Raw genomic sequence first — 16,456 nt, forward strand, 5'->3', positions numbered from 1 at the left:
GTGAAATAGTACGTTTAATAATGATATCTGGCAAAAGCATTCTACTGGTGGTTACTGGTGGCATTGCAGCATACAAGTCTCTGGAGTTAATTCGCCGCCTTAAAGAGCGCGATGTCTCTGTGCGTGCAATCCTTACCAAATCCGGATCAGAGTTTGTGACGCCACTCTCCGTTTCGGCACTGACTGGCGAAAAGACCTTTGTTGACCTCTTCTCGCTCACAGATGAAACCGAAATTGGACATATCCAACTCTCACGACAATCCGATCTGATTGTTGTCGTCCCCGCAAGTGCTGACTTTATGGCCAAGATGGCTCAAGGACGCGCAGATGATTTAGCATCCACTGTTCTGCTAGCGACGGACAAAGATACTCTTGTTGCACCCGCCATGAATGTACGCATGTGGGAACATCCTGCGACACAGGAAAATCTAAAAACACTCGTTAATCGCGGCGTAAAGATCATTGGCCCCAACGAAGGTTCTATGGCCTGCGGAGAGTTTGGTCCCGGGCGTATGGCGGAACCAGCAGAAATTCTTGATGCAATCGAAGATTATTTTTCTGCCCCTTCTGAAAAACCACTCGCCGGAATCAAAACCCTTGTCACAGCAGGTCCAACCCATGAAGCACTGGACCCTGTCAGGTACATCGCGAATCATTCATCCGGGAAGCAAGGCTATGCCATCGCACAGGCCATGCAACAATTGGGTGCTGAGGTCACTTTAGTATCGGGACCAACACAACTCTCCCCTCCTCAAGGCGTAAAATTTATCTCTATTACCAGCGCCGAAGAGATGTTGGCAGCCTGTCAGGAAACTCTGCCCGCGGATATTGCCATCTGCGCCGCAGCTGTCGCGGATTGGCGTGTTGCTGAGCAAAGCAGTCAAAAAATCAAGAAGAAAGACAACGACGAAACTCCAACACTTAACTTTGTCCAAAACCCCGATATTTTGGCAACGCTGTCGCAATCAGGACCAAAACGCCCGGGCCTTGTCATTGGCTTTGCAGCTGAAACTGAACAGCTCACTGAAAATGCGGTCTCAAAACGAGAGAGAAAAGGGTGTGACTGGATTTTGGCGAACGATGTATCACCCGCAACAGGAACTTTTGGTGGAGATGAAAATACACTGTTTTTGATTGATAAAAACGGCGTGGATCAATGGCATAAAATGACAAAAGACGCTGCGGCAAAAAAGCTGTCCAAGCGTATCGCAGATCACTTAACTCTCAACGTTTAACATTTAACAAGTATGTCAGGAAGAACTGTATGAACGTAGAAATATCGATCGTTCAACTCTCTCACGGAGAAGGCTTACCTCTTCCGTCCTATGCCACGCCGCAATCAGCAGGCATGGATCTTCTTGCTGCAATTGAGAACTCTATTGAATTAACCCCCGGTGATCGCCTGCTGGTTCCCACCGGACTTAAAATTGCGCTGCCCAGTGGGTATGAAGCTCAAATCAGACCAAAATCAGGTCTTGCACTAAAACACGGAATAACCCTGGTCAACACACCGGGGACAATCGATGCCGACTATCGCGGAGAAATCGGCGTTATAATAATGAACCTTGGCAAGGAAACTTTCACCATCGAAAGAGGCGCAAAAATAGCTCAGATGGTGATAGCCCCTTGTATTCAGGCTAGCTGGTCCACAGTCACGTCACTTGACAGCACATCACGTGGCGAAGGTGGTTTTGGATCAACAGGCGTCTTTGCTCAGGAATAAAAGGGACTGGGAAACAAAAAAATGCTTCGGCTATCAAAAAAGCTACTCTTTGCAATAGAGGCGGTTGTAGATATTGCTTATCACGCAGGCTCAGCGCCTGTAAGATCAACTGAAATATCACGTCGGGAAGGTATTCCCAGACGTTATCTTGAACAGGTACTCCAACAACTGGTTCACAATGGCGTTCTTGCCGGGCAACGTGGACCTCGGGGCGGATATCGCTTGGCGAAGGAACGACGGCGCATAACAGTTGGCGAAATTATTCGTGTTGTCAGAGACTTGGAAGGCGCATCAGATCCTGCCCGTGACAATGAAGGATCTGACATTGGCATCAATGTCGTTCGACCTATCTGGGTTGACATGCAAAGGGAAATAATGGAGCGTTTCGACAAAATAACCATTGAGCAACTTTGCGACGAAGCAAGAAAACAAAACATTCCCAGCGAGGCCACAGCCGCAATGCCTGATTTCAGTATTTAATCAGGCGGTCTCTTGGGGTCGTATAGCGAGAAACCATGAAGACCAAAAACAACACCTTATCTTCCTCTTTCCGGGGCAAAATATACGATTCTATCCTTGATACGATCGGTGCGACGCCGCTTGTGCGTCTGCAAAAACTTGCCGACGCACATGGATCTGGAGCGGAAATTCTCGGAAAGTGTGAGTTCTTTAATCCACTGGCATCGATCAAAGATCGTATTGGCTTTGCGATGATTGAAGCGCTGGAAGAATCCGGTGAACTCGATAAAGATACCGTCATTATTGAACCAACCAGTGGCAATACAGGTATCGCACTTGCCTTCGTTTGCGCGGCAAAAGGATACAGACTGATCCTGACAATGCCAAAAACCATGTCTGCTGAACGACGTAAAATGTTGCGATACCTCGGGGCAGAATTGGTCCTTACAGATGGTGCACTGGGCATTAGTGGCGCAGTTACCCGTGCAGAAGCGCTGGTCAAGGAATTGCCCAAAGCAGTTATGCCTCAACAATTTATGAACAAAGCCAACCCGGCAATCCATAGAATCACAACCGCAGAAGAAATCTGGCACGATACCGCTGGTCAGGTTGATATGGTTGTTTGCGGCGTCGGCACAGGCGGCACCCTGACGGGTGTGGGGGCAGTTCTCAAGGAACTAAACCCAGATATCAGAATAGTCGCTGTCGAGCCAGAAGACAGCCCGGTTCTTTCCGGTGGACAGCCTGGACCTCATAAAATCCAGGGTATCGGCGCGGGTTTCATTCCAAGTATTCTGGATACCGGACTGATAGATGAAATTATTCGGATCGGAAATGACACCGCCTTCAGAACAGCCCGTGAAGTGGCAGCCTTGGAAGGCTTACCTATCGGGATCTCTTCCGGCGCAGCTCTGGCTGCCACTTTGGAAATTGGCGCCAGACCAAAGATGATAAACAAAAAAATTGTCACCATCCTGCCTTCCTTTGCCGAACGATATCTCAGTACAGACCTTTTCGAAAACGGGTGATGCTCTGAAAATTCTATCAGACTAAGTCGTGATAAAAGTGCACGTAAAGAAAACGGGATAATGACGTGAATAAACAATTGGAAGACGAGCTAACTGATGATCAGATTGATCGCTATGCCCGACATCTTGTCCTTCCAGAGGTAGGTGAAGAAGGACAATTAAAACTTCTTTGTTCCAAAGTTCTCGTTATCGGTGCCGGAGGCCTCGGCTCCCCGCTTCTGCTCTATCTCGCTGCCGCAGGCATTGGTACAATTGGCGTTGTCGACGACGACGTTGTCGATATGTCAAACCTGCAACGCCAGGTCTTGCACGACACAAATCAAATCAACCGTCCCAAAGTACAATCTGCAAAAGCCCGTCTGACCGCAATCAACCCGGATATAAATATTCAACCTCATCACTTCCGTCTGAATTCAGACAACATTGATAATCTGATTGCCAAGTACGACTTGGTGGCCGATGGGTGTGACAACTTCAATACGCGCTATCTGGTCAATGACGCCTGTTATCGGCAAAAGGTTCCTTTAGTCTCGGCTGCAATTATGCGCTTTGATGGCCAGCTAACAACCTTCCGGGCTTTTGAAGAAGGCGACAAACCCTGCTATCGCTGTCTTTTTGGCAATGAACAGGTTGCGGAAAAAGGCAGCTGTGCAGATGTCGGTGTGCTCGGCGCGCTGGCTGGTACAATGGGAAGCCTGCAATCCGTCGAAGTTATAAAGGAACTACTGGGAATAGGCGAGAGCATGAGTAATAGCCTATTGCTCTATGATTCTTTAAGCACATCTTTCCACAAAATGAAAACCAAGCGCGACCCCGCCTGTAGCCTGTGCGGATCTGCCTAAATCAACCAGACACAGTCATCTGATTAAGATCTTTTTATAGAAGCTTTTCGATTGGATAGCCGGAAAAGTGCTTGGATGTATTCAGTACAACATGGCTGCTAATGTTCATCACACCCGGTGTATCTGTCGCATCCAACAAATAATCATTTATTTCATTATACCGCCCCATATCCGGGGCCACGATCCGTAAGCAAAAATCAAAAGATCCGCTGACCATATAACATTCAACTACTTCGGGGATCTTTTGCACGTAGTCCTGAAAGGCTTTGAATTGATCCCGGCTATGGTCCTTAAGCGTCACAGTCGCAATCACCATGACGGACCGGCACACCCGTTCCAGATCAATCATTCCAAAATAAGGGCCAATGAATCCGCGTTCTTCCAGTTTGCGTACCCTGTTCAAACAAGAGCTTGGCGATAAATTCACTCTGTCAGACAAATCCTGATTGGTTATACGAGCTTCTTGCTGAAGAATCGAAAGAATCTTTTGATCTATCCGATCCAGCTGCTGACTAAACGACATATTGAGACCTTACCTTAACCAAACTCAGCTTTACAGAATGTGAGTTTTTGCCTGTTGAGTTATAAATTCTGCGCCATAAATCCTTATTTTCTCTATATATCAGAAGTGAGCGTTAATCAAAACCATAACAATAGCGGTAAATATCTATTGCAAAGAACGAAACAAAATATAATTCGGTATGGCACGCCAAAACCGCATTATCTGCAATTAAAGAAAGCGACTTCGATAAGACCTTCGGCAGATTCTGCGATAAGCTTATTTAGCTAAGCGAAACAAAGGCGAAAAAACTCGCCAAACAATGCGTAATACACAGGCAAATATACTGGGATACCTGATTTAAATCAGATCTAGATCCACCAAAGGAGCACATAATGTCTAACGTTCTTCCTGGCCGCGAAGCCATGATGACCACCTATAACCCGCCAAACATTGCTTTTGAAAAAGGTGAAGGAACCTGGCTTTACGCAGAGGACGGTAAAAAATATCTCGATTTTTATAGTGGAATTGCAGTTTGCGCTTTTGGTCATGCGCACCCTCATCTGGTTGCTGCACTGAAAGATCAGGCTGATAAATTCTGGCACTGCTCGAACATGTTCCGGGTCTCTCAATCAGAAACGCTGGCAAAACGCCTGACAGATAATTCTTTTGCATCAAAAGTTTTCTTTAGTAATTCAGGTGCTGAAGCTAACGAATGTGGCCTGAAAATCCTGCGTAAATATCAAGAAGCCAAAGGCCGTCCGGAACGCAAGCGTATTATTGGCATGTCCAGCGCCTTTCATGGACGTACACTTGGGACAATTGCTGCTGCAGGTAACCCGGCGCATACAGCTGGCTTCCTGATGGAAGATGAAGGATATGATCAGGTTCCTTTTGGTGATCTACAAGCACTGGAAGCTGCAATCACAAACGAAACAGCTGGCGTCATTCTTGAGCCTGTTCAGGGTGAAGGCGGTATTCGCCCCGGCACAGCAGAATATCTCCAAGGTATTCGCACCCTTTGTGACAAGCACGATATTCTGATGATGGTTGACGAAATTCAGTGTGGCATGGGCCGCACAGGCAAACTATTTGCCTATGAGTGGTCTGGTATAGAGCCTGATGTGATGTCACTTGCCAAAGGCATTGGTGGCGGGTTCCCCCTTGGTGCCTGTCTTGCAAATGACAAAGCAGCAGAAGCGATGGTCTTCGGTACACACGGCAGTACCTATGGCGGTAATCCACTTGCAGGTGCTGTTGGCAATGCCGTTATGGATCTCTTGATGGAAGATGGCTTCCTCGCATCTGTGACAGAAAAATCAAACAAGGTTCATGCCCAACTTGAAGAGCTCATCGCCAAACATCCAAAAGCACTGGTTTCCGTTCACGGTCTTGGTCTGATGATCGGCCTTAAATGTGCAATTCCAAATGGTGATGTACTCGTTGAACTCAGAAACGAAGGTATGCTTTGCGCAAAATCGGGGGATAATCAGATCCGCTTCCTGCCACCGCTCAACGTCTCTAATGACGAGCTGGATACTGCGATCGAAATTCTTGATCGTGTTTGCACGAAACTGACAGTCTAGGGAAAACGGTCGATGACTTATGCTCCCTTGCTCGAATGGATCGATGCGCAACAGGACAATATGCTTTCGGAAGTTTTGGCGCTGAGTGAAATCAATTCCGGAAGCGCTAATATTCCAGGGATTGAAAAGGTCATCGACCGGCTCTCTGATTTTGCATCCTCGCTAAATGCAAAAGAAGAACGCCTCGAATTACCATCTCGCACAGATGTTCTTGATAGCGGTGAAGTTGTCGAGAGCGAAAGTGGTCCTCTGCTTCGCCTCACAAAATGGCCAAACGCCAATCGCCGTATTCTTCTCGTTGGACACAGCGATACCGTCTACCCCAAAGATCACAGTTTCCAGCACTGTACCAAACTTGATGAAAACACCATCAATGGTCCCGGTGTTGCCGATATGAAGGGCGGTATTGTTGTTATGCTCACCGCCCTACAAGCTCTTGAACGCAGCCCCTATGCAGGGAACATCGGTTGGCAGGTTATTATCAATCCGGATGAGGAAATTGGCTCTTTTGCCTCAGCACAGCATCTGGATCAAGCCGCCAGAGCAGCCGATGTCGGCATGATTTTTGAACCTGCTCTGGCCGATGGCACATTGGCAGGCGCGCGCAAAGGCAGTGGCAACTTTACGCTGATTGCCCGTGGGCGTGCCGCACATGCCGGGCGGGAACACCACCTTGGCAGAAATGCCATCGCAGCTCTTGCCCGGGCAATTTCACTTCTGGATGGCCTGAACGGCCAGATGGATGGCGTCACCATTAACGTTGCCAAGCTGACGGGCGGCGGACCCAACAACGTGGTTCCCGATTTTGCTCTGTGCCGCTTTAACATTCGCGTCCCCAGCCCGGAAGGGCAGAGCTGGGCCGAAAAGCAACTGCAACAGATCATTGATGAAGTCAGTCAGGCCGACGGTATTTCACTTGAGCTGCATGGCTCCTTCGGGCGGCAACCAAAAGTCATGGACGAGGCTCACCAGCAACTCTTTTCCCTGCTAAAAAGCTGCGGAGATGATCTGGGCCTTTCAACAGAAGCGAAAGCGACAGGCGGATGTTGCGATGGTAATAATCTGGCTGCGGCAGGTCTTGCCAATATAGATACCCTCGGTGTTCGCGGTGGAGCAATTCACAGCACAGATGAATTCCTGCTGATCGACAGCCTGAGTGAACGCGCCAAACTTTCTGCTCTCCTGCTCTTTAAACTGGCCGCAGGCGAAGCAAGTTGGCCCGACCGTACAACAACAGCCTAATTCGGCTAACAGACTCGGGGAAAACGTCCCAATGTTAATTATCAGACCAGCTCGACAAAGTGACCTCGGCGATCTTATGGACTTGTCCCATGCTGTGGGAAGCGGCATGACATCCATGCCAGCCAACGAGGGCGCCTGGCTTGAAAAGCTCACACGGTCAGAAGCAAGCTTCAAGACACCTGCAATGGGGCCACAAGGTGAAATTTATTTTATGGTTCTTGAAGATACCAAGACCCAGAAAGCAGTTGGCACCACGGCTCTTTACGCCGGGGTAGGACTGAAACACCCCTTTTATTCTTACAAGATATCAACATTAGTCAGTGCCTCATCCGAGTTGGAAACAACACGCAAGATGAAGGTTATGCTATTGGTCAACGACTACACAGGTGCAACCGAAATCGGGTCACTGTATCTTTCCAAAGAATATCGCCAACCCGGTATCGGCCAATTCCTGTCCAGATGTCGTTATCTAACGCTAGCAGATTTCCCGGATCGTTTTGGAGATATGGTGATGGCCGAAATGCGTGGATGGCAAGACAAAGACGGTTCATCCCCCTTCTGGAATCATCTCGGAGGAAAGTTTTTTGGCATAGCCTTTGAAAACGCTGACAAAATCTCTTCGGTCAAGGGAACCCAGATTATTTCCGATCTGATGCCAAAATATCCAATCTACATTGATTTATTACCCGAAGAGGCCCAAGGCGTTATCGGCAAACCGCACGAATCATCCAGCCCAGCTTTGCGTCTGCTGGAAAAAGAAGGCTTCAACTTTAATGGTTATGTCGATGTTTTTGACGGCGGCCCCTCTGTCGAGGTTCCAACAAGAAACATCAAAACGCTGCAATCAAGCCGTATTGCAACTGTTAACGGAACAACGGAACAAGCTGCAGCAGAAGATCAATCAAGTCTCTATATGATCAGTAACGCCAATATTGATGCCTATCGCATGTGCCTTCAGCCAGCAGAGTTGGGCGACACACAATCCATCAAACTTACACAAGAAACGATCGATGCACTCCGCCTGAAAGATGGCGATGAAGTACGTTATGTGAAATTCCGGGAGAACAAGTCATGAGCCTAGCACAAAAACTTTATATCAATGGCGAATGGCGCGATGGTAAAGGCTGTAGCCTTTCCTCGACCAACCCCGCAAATAACGAAGTCATCTGGCAAGCAACCTCGGCAACAGCAGACGATGTAAACGATGCGATTATTGCAGCTAGGAACGCCTTGCGTGGATGGGCACTTGCTTCATTGGATAATCGTATTGAAATCATCACAAAATATCGCGACCTTCTTAAAGAGCGACAAGAGGATATCGCCATTGCGATAGCAATGGAAACCGGGAAGCCGCTTTGGGAAACCCGAACAGAAGCCGCCGCGATGATTGGCAAAGTTGCCCTGTCTCTCGACGCTTTTGAAAAGCGCACAGGCGATCATGAAAATCAGATGGGCGACGGCTTGAAAGCTACTCTGCGTCACAAACCTCATGGCGTTGTTGCCGTATTTGGCCCCTACAATTTCCCCGGCCATTTACCAAACGGACACATTGTACCGTCTTTAATTGCCGGAAATACCATTGTTTTCAAGCCCAGTGATCTGACCCCCATGGTTGCCGAGGTAATGATGCAAGCTTGGCATGACGCCGGCCTTCCTGCGGGTGTTCTCAATCTGGTACAAGGTGCCAAGGAAACGGGTATCGCCCTTGCTGGACACGATGGCATTGATGGTCTCTTTTTCACCGGCAGCTCAACAACAGGTGAACTTCTTCATCGCCAATACGCAGGTAAAACAGGTAAAATTCTGGCTCTGGAAATGGGTGGCAACAACCCATTGGTTGTTATGGAAGCAAGCGATCACAAGGCTGCGGCTTATCACACCATACAGTCAGCCTATGTCACCTCTGGACAGCGTTGCACTTGCTCCCGCAGATTGATCGTTCCAACAGGGACAGAAGGCGACCAGTTTATCGAAACATTATCTTCACAAATCGATGGCATCAAAGTGGGACAGGATGATCAGGAAAACCCACCTTTCATGGGCTCCTTGATTTCCAATGCCGCAGCGGACGGTATCCTTGCCGCACAGGAAAATTTGGAGAAACTGGGTGGCAAAGTTATCAAGCGCCTGGAACGCCTTTATGACGGCAAACCATTTTTGACACCTGGCCTGATAGACGTTACAGCCATCAAAGACCTGCCAGACGAAGAATACTTTGGCCCACTCCTACAAATCATCCGTGTTTCTGATTTTGACGAAGCCATTGATGTAGCAAACAACACCCGCTTTGGACTTTCAGCTGGCATCCTAACGGACAATAAAGATCTTTGGGAAAAATTCTGGGTCGAAAGCCGTGCCGGTATCGTCAATTGGAACCGTCCTCTTACAGGTGCCAGTGGATCAGCACCTTTTGGCGGCGTTGGTGCCAGTGGCAATCATCGCCCAAGCGCGTTCTATGCTGCTGACTATGCCGCCTACCCTGTTGCTTCTCTTGAGGCCGATACGCTTAACGTCCCTGCACAGCTAACACCTGGGATCACCCTACAGGATAAGGGATAAGCTGATGACCTATTACGAGGTTAACTTTGACGGCCTAGTCGGCCCGACACATAACTTTGCAGGCCTTTCCTATGGCAACATAGCATCAGATAAGTCAGCCAAAGGAATATCAAGCCCCAAAGGTGCTGCCTTGCAAGGGCTGGAGAAAATGAAGGCCTTGGCAGATATGGGCATGAAACAGGGGGTATTACCCCCCCAGGAACGCCCTCACCTGCCAACCCTTCGCGGCTTGGGTTACAGTGGGAACGAAAGTGACATCCTTACGAAAGCGGCAGAGGAAAACCCGGCCCTCTTTGCAGGTACCTGCTCTGCCTCTTCAATGTGGGTTGCCAATGCGGGAACGGTATCCCCTCGTCCTGATACAAGGGACGGCAGAACACATTTCACCCCCGCCAATTTGATCTCCATGTTTCATCGCTCTATCGAGCACCCGACAACCGGGCGTACTCTACAGACGATCTTTGCTGATGACAGCCGCTTTGCCCATCACCCTGCCCTGCATGGTAGCCATCATTTCGGGGACGAAGGTGCCGCAAACCACACACGGTTTTGTGCCAACTATGGTGATCCCGGCGTAGAATTTTTCGTTTATGGCGTCGAAGCCCTACGTAAAAATGCACTCGGTCCGAAAAAATTCCCGGCCAGACAAACACTGGAAGCTTGTCAGGCCGTTGCCCGCCTTCACGGTCTGTCCGAAGACCGGATTGTTTATGCCCAGCAAAACCCTGACGTGATTGATCAAGGCGTCTTCCACAACGACGTTATCTCCGTTGGCAACGGTCGGGTCTTATTCCATCACGAAAAAGCCTTCCTCAATACTGATGATGTCAAAGAAGAGCTGAACAGAAAGCTCCCGAACGGTGATATGATTTTTGTCGAAGTTCCCGACAACCAAGTATCTGTTGAAGATGCTGTGCAAAGTTATCTCTTCAACAGCCAGCTGATTTCACCTTCAGGCAGTGGCAGCAATGCCATGACCTTGATAGCCCCTATTGAGTGTCAGGAAAATCCAAGGGTGAAGAAATACCTCGATGGACTTGTTCAACAGGGCGATGCTATCAGCAATGTTGAGTTCTTCAACCTTCGCCAATCCATGAAAAATGGTGGCGGTCCGGCATGCCTTAGGCTGCGTGTTGTCCTCAGCGATGATGATTTAAGCAATCTGGGCGCACGTGTCCTGCTTGATGATGCCCTTTACGAAGACATCAAGACGTGGGTCTCAAAACACTATCGGGATGAGCTTTCACCCGATGACATCAAAGATCCAGCACTTCTGTATGAGGTTCGGGCGGCTCTACAAGAGCTGACGGATATTCTAAATCTTGGCAAACTTTACGATTTCCAGCGGGCTTAGGTCGGATTCCCGTCCTGACTTAAGCTTCTTTTATCCCGGGTGATCATCGCATCACTCGGGATCTTTTTTTGTCTCTTCGAGTCATACTTAATTCCAAGATTAGTCTTTTTCTAACCGGGTTAATCTCGATAAAGATCAGATCGTGTTGGGGGCATACCAGAAAGCCCTTTGGTTCTCTTTGTCGCAACGGTCTGGAAAATATTCAGTGTCCCTCGCGTAAAAGCTAATGACACTCCAGTAAGATAAAGCACCCAGAGGCGATAACGCTCTTCGCCAGCTTCTGCAATCGCTTCTTCTTTTCGCTCGGTCAAGCGACGTGCCCAGAGTTCGGTTGTTCTGGCGTAATGCTCGCGCCACGCTTCGACGTCATGGACTTCAAAACCATGTGCTTCAAGATTTTTCGCAGTCATGCCGATATGGTCAACTTCCGCACCCGGAAAAATATATTTGAGCATAGAGTTATATTCCGGGCGCTTTCGGTTAAACTTTGCATCACTTGTTTTGCCTCTGCGAGTAATCGCGTGATGCAGATAAATTCCACGCGGTTCCAACAGACGATTTACGGTCAGATAATATTCCCGGTGATTTTCTATCCCCACATGTTCAAACATGCCAATGGACGAAATTTTATCAAAGGTTCTCTCTAATAGACGAAAATCCTTGAGTTCAACCGATACCTTGTCTTCAAGGCCTCTCTCTTTAATACGCTGTTTTGCCAAGGCTAACTGTTCTTCAGACAAAGTAACCCCGACAGCGGTGACGCCAAAGTGTTCTGCTGCATGACAGATCAACGCGCCCCATCCACACCCGATATCCAGCAAACGATCCCCGGGTTTCAGACGTAGCTTACGACAGATCATGTCCAGCTTGTCGTGCTGTGCCTGTGCAAGATCATTGGCCCAGTCCGTAAAATACCCACAGGTATAAACCATCTCAGGATCAAGGAAGAGCTCATAAAATCTATTCGACACGTCATAGTGATAGGCAATGTCGCCCTGCTTGCTACCCCGACCAGATGTCTCCCCCTGTCCATCCAGTTGAACAGTCTGTTGGTCAGTTCGCGCAAAGAGAAGCGGAAAGAGATTACGCAGTAACAGGCTTTTATTCAGACTTTTGATAAGTTTTTTGGTTTTGCCCTTTGGACGTCGTTCGGCCAGATCAAAAAGCGTGCCGCCGCGAATATCCAATCCTCCCGAAAGATAAAGATCAATAACCGTCTTTAACTTTGGCCGCCGGAGCAATCTAGTCAAAACCGTTTTGTCAGTAAATGCCAGACGCAGATTGTTCTTTTCATCATCAGAAGGGGGAACAAGAGAACCATCCCAAAGCTGAAAAGAGAAATCCAAACCCAGCTTTTCATGGAGATGCGAAAGTGCTTTTGTGACACCCTCTAACGAACGGTCCTGCCCCATAACAGACATCACTAATCCTTTGATAAATCAAACAAGATCGCACTGCACTCAAGCATCAGCTTACCCAAGCAGAATATGCAACGCAAATACTCTGTCAGGGACAGACCAATTATTTCAGGACCTGTTTCAAAGATGACACGACAAGATAGCCAAAGGCCTCCATCTACTTGTAATTTTGTTGACCCGATCCTATTTAGCTGCAAAAGAAGCGTACGATTTAACACGCAAAAAAATTCCGAGGTGATAGCTTGGCTTGAATCCCTTGGAACAGCTATGTAGTCTGTTCCTATTCAATTTTGCCAGCAACCTCCCAACCAATTGAGATGTGTTTATAATGGATATTATTCTGGGACCTTTGATCACTGTACTTGTTATTGCACTCGATCTCTTTAAATGGGCCGTTATTATCTCGGCTATTCTAAGCTGGCTCGTTGCTTTCAACGTGATCAATACCCATAACCAGTTTGTCAGCATGGTTGGGGAGTTTCTCTGGCGCTTGACCGAACCTGCCCTTCGTCCGATCAGAAGTATAATTCCCAGTATCGGTGGTATGGACTTATCCCCGATTGTTCTTTTACTAGCCATCATATTCTTGCAAAATGTGTTGATTAATATCCGCATCAGTTTTGCGTAAAACGACTTAAATCTGACTTTTTAAAAGAAGGTATCGCACAATGTCATATTCTCTCGATTTGAGCAGTCGCGATGCCCTCTTGATTATCGATCTTCAAAACGATTTTTGCACAGACGGGGCATTGGCCGTACCAGAAGGCGAGGCTATTGTGCCTGTTGTCAACAAATTGATTGATCGCTTTCCGCACGCGTTGGCAACACAGGACTGGCACCCCGAGGGGCATCTATCCTTTGTCTCATCCCACGAGGGTCAAACCCCATACGAAACAATAGAACTCAGTTATGGCCAGCAAGTTCTATGGCCGGATCATTGTGTTCAGGGTAAAGACGGCTCAACACTGCACAAGAATCTCAATAAAAATGCACTGGAACTGATTTTGCGCAAAGGTTTTCGCAAAGAAATCGATTCCTATTCAGCCTTTTTTGAAAATGACAAAACCACCTCAACAGGGCTTACCGGATACTTGAGAGAACGCCAGATAGAACGAGTCTTTCTCTGTGGTCTTGCAACTGACTTTTGTGTGTACTATTCAGCAATAGACGCCATCAAGCAGGGGTTCGAAACCTTTGTAATTGCCGATGCCTGTCGAGCAATTGATTTGGATGGATCATTGGCTAAAGCCATGACTCACATGAGAGAATCAGGTGTTGAAATCCTGAGTTCAGACGAGCTTTGACCGGATTATCCGATCAGTCAATTCGCGATTCAAAACAGAAAGCCTATCCTGCCTTGTGATAAGTCATTGCATCACCAGACCTAAAACCATAAAACCACGAAAACAGAAGTCAGAATTGCCTATGCTTTATCCTGGTTCAAACAGGATTTATTTGGCTTATGACCCCGATAAAAATGACATTGGGATAAAATTGACACTGGGATCAATCAAGGAGACCTATGATGTCCACTGCGACAATTATTGATGGTAGAAAGTTTTCCGCTACCCTTCGGGGCCGTATTGCAGAAGAAGTTACCCGCCTGAAAAACGATCACGATCTGACACCCGGTCTTGCCGTTGTTCTGGTTGGTGAAGACCCTGCCAGCCAAGTTTATGTACGCAGTAAAGGCAAACAGACCCTTGAAGCAGGCATGAATTCTTACGAACACAAAATGCCTGCTGAAACAACTCAGGAAGAGCTTCTGGCAAAAGTCGAAGAGCTCAACAATGATCCTGCTGTTCACGGTATTCTTGTTCAGTTGCCTGTTCCTGATCATATTGATGACCACGCAATCATTAATGCCATTGACCCAAACAAAGACGTTGATGGCTTCCACGTGATCAACTCTGGTCGGTTGGCAACTGGCGCACGTGGCGCAAGCGCCCCGATGATCCCTTGTACCCCACTTGGTTCTATCATGTTGTTGAAAGACCACCTTGGTGATCTCTCTAGCAAAACTGCGGTTGTTGTCGGTCGTTCCAACATCGTTGGCAAGCCAATGGCGCAGCTTCTGCTACAGGAAAGCTGCACCGTGACCATCGCGCACAGCCGCACCAAAGACCTACCAGACGTTGTTCGTCAGGCTGACATTGTTGTTGCCGCTGTTGGACGTCCAGAAATGGTTAAAGGCGACTGGGTCAAACCTGGCGCAACCGTTATCGACGTAGGGATCAACCGTATTGAAGTTGATGGCAAAAACAAACTGGTTGGTGATGTTGCAACAGCCGAAGCAATGGAGCACGCTGGTGCAATTACACCAGTCCCAGGTGGTGTTGGCCCTATGACAATTGCTTGCCTTCTTGCCAATACTCTGACTGCTGCGAGCCGTCAAAACGGATTGGAAGAGCCAAATCTTCTCTAAAATTCCGCTATAGAATAGCAATAAAAAAGCCCGATCCTGAATTCACAGTCCCGGGCTTTTTGTTATTATCTTGGTTGCGCTAAAGAAATTAAGCCATGAGCAACATATTAAATTTTTCCCTCAAGCAATTACAAGCTTGAACAACCCCTTGATTGGTGCATTCGGGTCAGCCACTTCGCCCTTGCGAATAATGTTAATTCGACCTGTACGCGCAAGATGCAAGGCTTGTTGACGTACAGCTGGCAAATATTTGCGCCAGGCATCCGGGCGATCTTCTTTTTTTGCACGAGGCTTGTAGTAAGCGCGCGCAAGAGCATCAGGGCTAACTGCGTTCTCGGCCCCATAGAGTTCCCCAAGGATAAAAATCGCAATTGGGTCGTCTGTTTTTTTCTTCTCGTCGCTCATATCAATCTCTCTTCATAAGAATGGCGCCTTCACTAACGTGAATCTCATCCCGGAGCAATGACAATCTGCACGGTTCATTGCCTAGCAGCTTTGAGATTAAGGCATAGGATCATGATAGTTTATCAAAGTTTCTTTTGAGCAACGATAAATAATCGCGGAAAAGTTAGAAGAACACGACCGTCTTTTAGGGGCTTATAGGCCTGTTTAATTTTGTCAAGATATTGCTCCAGATAAGCTTTTCTCTCTTGATCGTTGAGAGGATTCAGGAAAGGTCTGAGACCTGTTGATTTTACCCAATCAACGATGGCATTTGCATCAGCAAGCACATGTTCATAACTGGTGTGCCAGATATCAATAACCTCGGATTGATCGGCAAGCCAGTTATAATAATCTGCACTGCTTCCAATGATTTCTCTCGATTTTACCGCTTCCGACAGTTTCTCTGCCCACGGCCCTTCCGATGCTGTTTCCCGCATCAAAACATGAGTTGGCTCGGATAGATTATCTGGCATCTGCACAGCGAGAAAACCACCAACGTTCAGATGTTTCATTAAATGGGGAACCAAATCATGATGCCCCGTTACCCACTGAAGCGACGCATTGGCAAAAATAACATCAACCTTTTTTTTGGGCTTCCAAATCGCAATATCATCAAGGGGAAAAGTTACATCAGGTAATCTCTTCTTTGCTTCCTCCAGCATTTTCGGGGAAGAATCTACGCCCGAAATAGCCGCAGATGGAAACCTTCTCTGCAAAAGCTCTGTCGAATTTCCAGGACCACAGCCAAGATCAACAACCTGTTGAGGTTCATTAATTCCTATCCTGCTCAACAATTCATAAGCAGGACGCGTCCTAAGATCTTCAAACTGCAGATATTGATCCGTGCTCCAATCGTTTTTCATAACATCTCTCCCAA

General features: G+C 47.7%; 17 protein-coding genes. 13 read left to right on the forward strand and 4 right to left on the reverse strand.

What is annotated here, in order from left to right:
* Nucleotides 1-20 precede the first annotated feature (20 nt).
* The 5 genes from coaBC (at nucleotide 21) to D9A03_RS15170 (ending at nucleotide 4,052) form a co-directional block, all read left to right on the forward strand.
* Nucleotides 21-1,235: a bifunctional phosphopantothenoylcysteine decarboxylase/phosphopantothenate--cysteine ligase CoaBC gene (gene coaBC / locus D9A03_RS15150; RefSeq protein ID WP_120498069.1), complete on the forward strand. Its 1,215-nt coding sequence runs from the start codon at nucleotides 21-23 to the stop codon at nucleotides 1,233-1,235.
* Between the two features lie 29 nt (nucleotides 1,236-1,264).
* Nucleotides 1,265-1,723 (forward strand): dUTP diphosphatase, encoded by a 459-nt coding sequence (gene dut, locus D9A03_RS15155; RefSeq protein ID WP_120498070.1) that lies wholly within the window; start codon nucleotides 1,265-1,267, stop codon nucleotides 1,721-1,723.
* A 21-nt stretch (nucleotides 1,724-1,744) separates the two neighbouring features.
* A complete protein-coding gene (locus tag D9A03_RS15160; RefSeq protein WP_085901743.1) occupies nucleotides 1,745-2,203 on the forward strand; it encodes an Rrf2 family transcriptional regulator in 459 nt (152 codons plus the stop codon).
* A 35-nt stretch (nucleotides 2,204-2,238) separates the two neighbouring features.
* Nucleotides 2,239-3,210, forward strand: coding sequence for a cysteine synthase A (gene cysK, locus D9A03_RS15165; protein WP_120498071.1), 972 nt, complete (start codon nucleotides 2,239-2,241; stop codon nucleotides 3,208-3,210).
* 65 nt (nucleotides 3,211-3,275) lie between these two features.
* Nucleotides 3,276-4,052, forward strand: coding sequence for a molybdopterin-synthase adenylyltransferase MoeB (locus tag D9A03_RS15170; RefSeq protein ID WP_120498072.1), 777 nt, complete (start codon nucleotides 3,276-3,278; stop codon nucleotides 4,050-4,052).
* Between the two features lie 34 nt (nucleotides 4,053-4,086).
* Here the strand turns inward: D9A03_RS15170 and D9A03_RS15175 are convergent, their stop codons facing one another.
* On the reverse strand, nucleotides 4,087-4,575 hold the full coding sequence (locus tag D9A03_RS15175; RefSeq protein WP_046508735.1) for an Lrp/AsnC family transcriptional regulator: 489 nt from the start codon (nucleotides 4,573-4,575) through the stop codon (nucleotides 4,087-4,089).
* Nucleotides 4,576-4,946: 371 nt separating this feature from the next.
* Here D9A03_RS15175 and D9A03_RS15180 point away from each other — a divergent pair, with 371 nt between their 5' ends.
* Genes D9A03_RS15180 through astB form a run of 5 tightly spaced genes read left to right on the forward strand, consistent with a single transcriptional unit; the run spans nucleotide 4,947 to nucleotide 11,292 of the window.
* Nucleotides 4,947-6,137, forward strand: a complete 1,191-nt coding sequence (locus tag D9A03_RS15180) for an aspartate aminotransferase family protein (RefSeq protein ID WP_120498073.1) — start codon at nucleotides 4,947-4,949, stop codon at nucleotides 6,135-6,137.
* Nucleotides 6,138-6,149: 12 nt separating this feature from the next.
* On the forward strand, nucleotides 6,150-7,379 hold the full coding sequence (locus tag D9A03_RS15185; RefSeq protein ID WP_120498074.1) for a hydrolase: 1,230 nt from the start codon (nucleotides 6,150-6,152) through the stop codon (nucleotides 7,377-7,379).
* Between the two features lie 31 nt (nucleotides 7,380-7,410).
* Complete coding sequence (locus D9A03_RS15190) at nucleotides 7,411-8,454, forward strand: arginine N-succinyltransferase (protein WP_120498075.1); 1,044 nt, start codon at nucleotides 7,411-7,413, stop codon at nucleotides 8,452-8,454.
* Nucleotides 8,451-9,938: a succinylglutamate-semialdehyde dehydrogenase gene (astD, locus tag D9A03_RS15195; protein ID WP_120498076.1), complete on the forward strand. Its 1,488-nt coding sequence runs from the start codon at nucleotides 8,451-8,453 to the stop codon at nucleotides 9,936-9,938. The genes D9A03_RS15190 and astD overlap by 4 nt, the downstream gene beginning before the upstream one ends.
* A gap of 4 nt (nucleotides 9,939-9,942) precedes the next feature.
* Complete coding sequence (astB, locus tag D9A03_RS15200; RefSeq protein ID WP_120498077.1) at nucleotides 9,943-11,292, forward strand: N-succinylarginine dihydrolase; 1,350 nt, start codon at nucleotides 9,943-9,945, stop codon at nucleotides 11,290-11,292.
* Nucleotides 11,293-11,411: 119 nt separating this feature from the next.
* Here astB and D9A03_RS15205 read toward each other — a convergent pair whose 3' ends face one another.
* Entirely contained in the window at nucleotides 11,412-12,713 is a 1,302-nt protein-coding gene (locus D9A03_RS15205) for a cyclopropane-fatty-acyl-phospholipid synthase family protein (protein WP_120498078.1), read from the reverse strand.
* A 325-nt stretch (nucleotides 12,714-13,038) separates the two neighbouring features.
* Here D9A03_RS15205 and D9A03_RS15215 point away from each other — a divergent pair, with 325 nt between their 5' ends.
* The 3 genes from D9A03_RS15215 (at nucleotide 13,039) to folD (ending at nucleotide 15,135) form a co-directional block, all read left to right on the forward strand.
* Nucleotides 13,039-13,338 carry a YggT family protein gene (locus D9A03_RS15215; protein WP_120498080.1) on the forward strand — a complete coding sequence of 100 codons (300 nt, stop codon included), beginning with the start codon at nucleotides 13,039-13,041 and terminating at the stop codon, nucleotides 13,336-13,338.
* 40 nt (nucleotides 13,339-13,378) lie between these two features.
* A complete protein-coding gene (pncA, locus tag D9A03_RS15220) occupies nucleotides 13,379-14,014 on the forward strand; it encodes a bifunctional nicotinamidase/pyrazinamidase (protein WP_120498081.1) in 636 nt (211 codons plus the stop codon).
* A 221-nt stretch (nucleotides 14,015-14,235) separates the two neighbouring features.
* Nucleotides 14,236-15,135: a bifunctional methylenetetrahydrofolate dehydrogenase/methenyltetrahydrofolate cyclohydrolase FolD gene (gene folD / locus D9A03_RS15225; protein WP_120498082.1), complete on the forward strand. Its 900-nt coding sequence runs from the start codon at nucleotides 14,236-14,238 to the stop codon at nucleotides 15,133-15,135.
* Between the two features lie 120 nt (nucleotides 15,136-15,255).
* Here folD and D9A03_RS15230 read toward each other — a convergent pair whose 3' ends face one another.
* The gene (locus D9A03_RS15230; protein WP_046508754.1) at nucleotides 15,256-15,540 is read right to left on the reverse strand and encodes a DUF3253 domain-containing protein; all 285 of its coding nucleotides are present in this window, start codon (nucleotides 15,538-15,540) and stop codon (nucleotides 15,256-15,258) included.
* A 122-nt stretch (nucleotides 15,541-15,662) separates the two neighbouring features.
* Nucleotides 15,663-16,442: a trans-aconitate 2-methyltransferase gene (tam, locus tag D9A03_RS15235; protein WP_120498083.1), complete on the reverse strand. Its 780-nt coding sequence runs from the start codon at nucleotides 16,440-16,442 to the stop codon at nucleotides 15,663-15,665.
* Between the last annotated feature and the right edge of the window lie 14 nt (nucleotides 16,443-16,456).

Origin of the sequence: Kiloniella sp. EL199, assembly GCF_900313065.1 — a bacterium.
Lineage (GTDB): Bacteria > Pseudomonadota > Alphaproteobacteria > Kiloniellales > Kiloniellaceae > Kiloniella.